At 59.6% G+C, this 4,668-nt stretch carries 5 protein-coding genes; all 5 read left to right on the forward strand.

Annotated features, from left to right (window positions below; translation table 11 throughout):
- A partial coding sequence (locus QZ964_RS19305; protein WP_292533647.1) for a hypothetical protein occupies positions 1 to 236 on the forward strand: 236 nt, incomplete at its 5' end.
- A 352-nt stretch (positions 237 to 588) separates the two neighbouring features.
- On the forward strand, positions 589 to 1,980 hold the full coding sequence (locus tag QZ964_RS19310; protein WP_292533648.1) for a serine protease: 1,392 nt from the start codon (positions 589 to 591) through the stop codon (positions 1,978 to 1,980).
- A 482-nt stretch (positions 1,981 to 2,462) separates the two neighbouring features.
- Positions 2,463 to 2,840, forward strand: coding sequence for a transposase (locus QZ964_RS19315; RefSeq protein ID WP_292533650.1), 378 nt, complete (start codon positions 2,463 to 2,465; stop codon positions 2,838 to 2,840).
- Entirely contained in the window at positions 2,837 to 3,184 is a 348-nt protein-coding gene (tnpB, locus tag QZ964_RS19320; protein ID WP_292533651.1) for an IS66 family insertion sequence element accessory protein TnpB, read from the forward strand. The genes QZ964_RS19315 and tnpB overlap by 4 nt, the downstream gene beginning before the upstream one ends.
- Before the next feature lie 82 nt (positions 3,185 to 3,266).
- Positions 3,267 to 4,668 (forward strand): IS66 family transposase (locus QZ964_RS19325; protein WP_292533652.1); only part of this gene is annotated, 1,402 nt, incomplete at its 3' end.

The following is a 4,668-nucleotide window of genomic DNA, read 5'->3' on the forward strand; positions in this document are numbered from 1 at the left end:
CGATCATGCTGGTTCAAACCGTATGCCGCCGCGAGCGCCAAAGCGCGCACATGGGTTGGCGACGACGAAACGTTTTTCATTTCGACGTTGGGGGTTACAGGTTTTGGGTCAATGCAGCCGTCGGCTACCTTGACGGCAGGGGCAAACGGCGACACACCGGCAACCTCACACGGTCGGTCGTGATCGAACCCACGCCGTTCATCGGCAATTTTTCCGTCGGCAAATTTGCTGGCTAGGCGAAGGCGCTCGAGCTTTCAGTGGATTTTTCCTAGTGTGCACTTAAATCCCAAAATAGCATTATAAGCGCTCTTTATGACGACAGGGGTCTCACCGCCCGTCATCGTTAGGTTCGAACAGCAACCGACCGGATTACTGGCAGTGTGATGCGAACTGCTCAAATCGATCTGCCTGTAGACGACTTCGCCGCCACAGCACCTGCCATGCGTTCGCACTCATTTACAGCGCCACAATTACGGCGCACAATTGATTTGTGACGCGCAACACGAACGATCACACTCAAAGCCCGGAGCACAGGCGTAAGCCATCAGCTCAGCATAGTGCCAAGAATCAGGGTTCGAGAGTTGGAGCATGGCAAGATTATTTTTAACGGGTTTGTTGCTGGGTTGCCTCGCAATCGCCTCAAGCCCAACTAATGCTGAACAATACGGGATTACGGTTTCTCCTGACCAGAGGTTCTCTGTTGACGGGTTGGCCGTCGGAGGCTCGGTCAACCCCGCGTCACGTGCATATAGATCGTATAAATGCAGACCCAGCGAGGACTACCCCGGCTTCACGTGGTGCGTACGAAATCAGAGAAAGCGCATCAATGGAGAAAACGTCAGCGTAACGACGACCATTGTGCATTCGGCCGACGGGTTCGTCGCTTATATCAACCAGTTCATCCAGCCCGCACATTTCACAATTCAGGAGATTGAAAACGAGCTTACTCGGCTCTCGACGCGGTTCGGGTCTGCGCCGCAAATGAAGAAAATGACGGACGGACCGGGCGGTTTGATGGCGCTGCTCGCCGCTTGGAACGATATCGACCTGCAGCCCTTAAATCGGCCTGAACTGAACGTGCTTGCCCAAGGTGGCTCTGTTCACGCTGGCGTTCTCGTCGATCTGATTGGAGACTTTCACAACTCGGCACGGATGCAGCTGCCCGTGTATCGGGTTGCAGGCGGCAAGGGCTTTGTGTGGGTCGGAAGTTTCGATCAGCGGGGCAAGGGCAAACTTCGTTTCTTTGCCATGGACCCTTCTCTGATGCAGTTGAATACTGTCGCTATTCCACCCGCGCCGCAACCCAGGGAGATGCCGGACGACGGTGGAAAGCCTAACTCACGGGCGGGAGTATCCACAGGGACCGGTTTCTTTGTCTCGCAGAATGGTTTTGTGATCACCAATGCGCACGTCGTCGAGGGATGCGACGCCGTTCAGGTCAGCGGCGCGCTTTCAAAACCGGTAATTGCCGCCGTGACAACGCGAGACATAGCAGATGACTTGGCTCTGATAAAAACCGACTCCAAGCCGAGCGTGTTTGCCTCACTTCGGGCCGGAGTTCGGCTCGGGGAAAGCGTCTCGGCATTCGGTTATCCCCTCACCGGGATCCTTGCGACGGGCGGCAATTTTACGACCGGAAACGTGTCCGCGTTAGCGGGACTTCGCAATGACGCCAAATATCTTCAGATCACGGCTCCTATACAGCCCGGCAACAGTGGCGGTCCGGTGCTCGACCAAGAGGGTGATGTGGTGGGCGTAGTCGTTGCTAAGCTTAACGTAATTGAAATGGCTCAGGCGACGAATGATGTCGCTCAAAATGTGAACTTTGCGATCAAGACATCGGTGCTGGTTAATTTTTTGGAAGCCAACGGCGTGCCGTATTCAACGGCGAGCACACCCTTGCACCATCTCCAGCCAGCTGACCTCGCCGACCGAGCCAAATCCATGTCTGTTCTGATCAGCTGCGCGACAAATCAGTAAAACGAGCGGCTTTTTCGACGAAGGGACCATTCTGGTGTCGACGCGTCGAGCGCTCGCAGCCGGTGGGGGCCGCAGTTGGGCCATCAGCAGTTGGGGCATCAGCAGCAAATTCTCGCCGAGCATTGGACGGGGATTGCGACTTTCCGCCATCTGGAATGCTGATTCCTATCGAAGCCGCCCACCAAAACGAGATGATGTCGCCCGTCGTAACGGAATGATGTCGCCCACCATTACGAGATGAAGCCGCCCACCGTAACGAGATAATCCCGCCCGGGGTATTTCGTGCAGCGATGGCGGTCTCCGCTGGCCTGTTTAGGTCGCGCCTTTGGCAATCCAAGGGAGTGATCGATGCCAGCGGAGCGAGTTGCGATGTAAGCCTCCGGCGAGAACCGTCTGGCGCTGAGCGCGGCGCGCTTGGATAGATTGCGCATGAATGACGCGGTGATCGTGTCCATTTCTAATACAAGCGGACACTATCGCGGATGTCGGACGGCAAGGACGATGGTGGAGCGGCGCCCGGGCGCAGGCGTCGATCGTGGACCCTTGATGAGAAGCGCCGGATCATCGACGAGAGCCTGGAAGATGGCGCCTCGATCGCCGAGGTCGCGCGACGGCACGATCTGAACGCCAACCAGCTGTTCACCTGGCGTCGGCAGTGCGGCTTGGAGCCCGCCGAGCCGAAGAAACTCGCGCCGATCCTACCGGTGAGGATTACTCCTGCGGCAGCGGCGGAAGAATCCGGGCTGGGATCAAGCGGCCAGATTGAGATCGTGCTCGCCGAGGGCGAACGGATTCTTGTGTGGTCGGACGTCGAGACGGCGGCGTTGACGCGTGTCTTGAAGGCGCTGTCGCGGCGATGATCCCGATTCCGAGCGGCGTTCGGGTATGGATTGCAACGGGCCACACCGACATGCGGCGCGGCATGCAGGGGCTTGCGCTGCAAGTTCAGGAGAGTCTGAAGCGCGACCCTTATGTCGGCGATCTCTATATCTTCCGGGGCCGGCGCGGCGATCTGGCGAAGATCCTCTGGCACGACGGCATCGGGCTGTCTCTTTACGCCAAACGACTGGACCGCGGAAAGTTCATCTGGCCGTCGGCGTCAGGCGGCGCGGTGTCGATCTCGGCGGCGCAGATGGCGTATATGCTCGAAGGGATAGACTGGCGGAATCCACAACTGACATGGCGACCCAAAAGCGCCGGATAATCTGCACGCACTGGTGAAAAAATGCGGGGCGCGTGCATTTTGGGGCGCCACAAATCGCGAAATTTATGATTCACTTCGTCTCATGGATGCCGCTCGCGCCGCTCTTGCCCGAGAAAACGCCGCCCTGAAAGCGGAGCTGGCGGTGGCGCGCGCGAAGGCTTCGGAAGATGCGGCGCTGATCGCGCAGCAGACGCTGCGGATCGCGAAACTCGAGCGTCAGGTTTACGGCCAGAAATCGGAACGCTCGGCGCGGTTGATCGATCAACTGGCGCTCGTGTTCGAAGAGCTGGAAGCGAGCGCGACAGAAGACGAACTGGCGGCGGAACAGGCAGTCGCCAGGGCGACCAATGTCCGCGGATTTACGCGCCGGCGCGCCGAGCGCAATACGTTCCCCGATCACTTGCCTCGCGAGCGCGTGGTGATTGATCCGCCGACAGCGTGCGAATGCTGTGGAGGCACGCGCCTGCGCAAGCTCGGCGAAGATGTCACGCGCACGCTTGAATCTCAGCCGCGTCAGTGGAAAGTGATCGAGACGGTGCGGGAGAAGTTCACCTGCCGGGACTGCGAGAAGATCAGCCAGGCGCCGGCGCCGTTCCATTCAATACCACGCGCATGGGCGGGCCCGAGCCTGCTGGCGATGATCGTGTTCGAGAAGTTCGGACAGCACCAGCCTCTGAACCGCCAGGCCGAGCGCTATGCGCTGGAGGGCGCGCCGATCGCGCTGTCGACGATTGCCGATGCAGTGGGCGCGGTCTGCGTGGCGCTCGATCCCCTCCGTCGCCTCCTCGAAGCCCATGTGATGGCGGCTGAGCGGTTGCATGGCGACGACACGACAGTGCCGGTGCTGGCGAAAGGCAAGACCGACACCGGGCGCTGCTGGGTGTATGTTCGCGACGATAGACCGTTCGGCGGCGCCGGGCCTCCCGCGGCGATGTTCTACTACTCGCGCGATCGGCGTGGCGAACATCCCCAAGCCCATCTGGCGGGATATGTCGGTATCCTGCAGGCCGACGCCTACGACGGCTACAACAAGCTCTATCTGGCGGACCGAAAACCGGGACCTGTTCGCGAGGCCGCATGTTGGGTGCACGCTCGTCGACCGTTCTTCGCCATGGCCGACATCGAGGAGAACGTCCGGCGCAAGGCTGCTGGCAAGAAGGAGATACCTCTCTCGCCGATCGCGATCGAGGTCGTTCGCCGCATCGACGCGCTGTTTGCAATCGAACGCTCAATCAACGGCAAGAGCCCGGAGGAGCGCGTTGCGGTTCGACATGCCTCAAGCCGGCCTCTGGTCGACGATCTCCATGTCTACATGCGAGAGCAGGCGACCAAGTTGTCGCGCGGGCATGACCTGGCTAAGGCGATCCAGTACATGCTGAAGCGCTGGGCGGCCTTCACGCTGTTCCTTAATGACGGACGTGTGTGCATGTCCAACAATGCCGCCGAGCGCGGCCTGCGCGGCATCGCTTTGGGAAGAAAATCGT

Origin of the sequence: Methylocystis sp., assembly GCF_021731785.1 — a bacterium.
In the GTDB taxonomy this organism is placed as follows: domain Bacteria; phylum Pseudomonadota; class Alphaproteobacteria; order Rhizobiales; family Beijerinckiaceae; genus Methylocystis.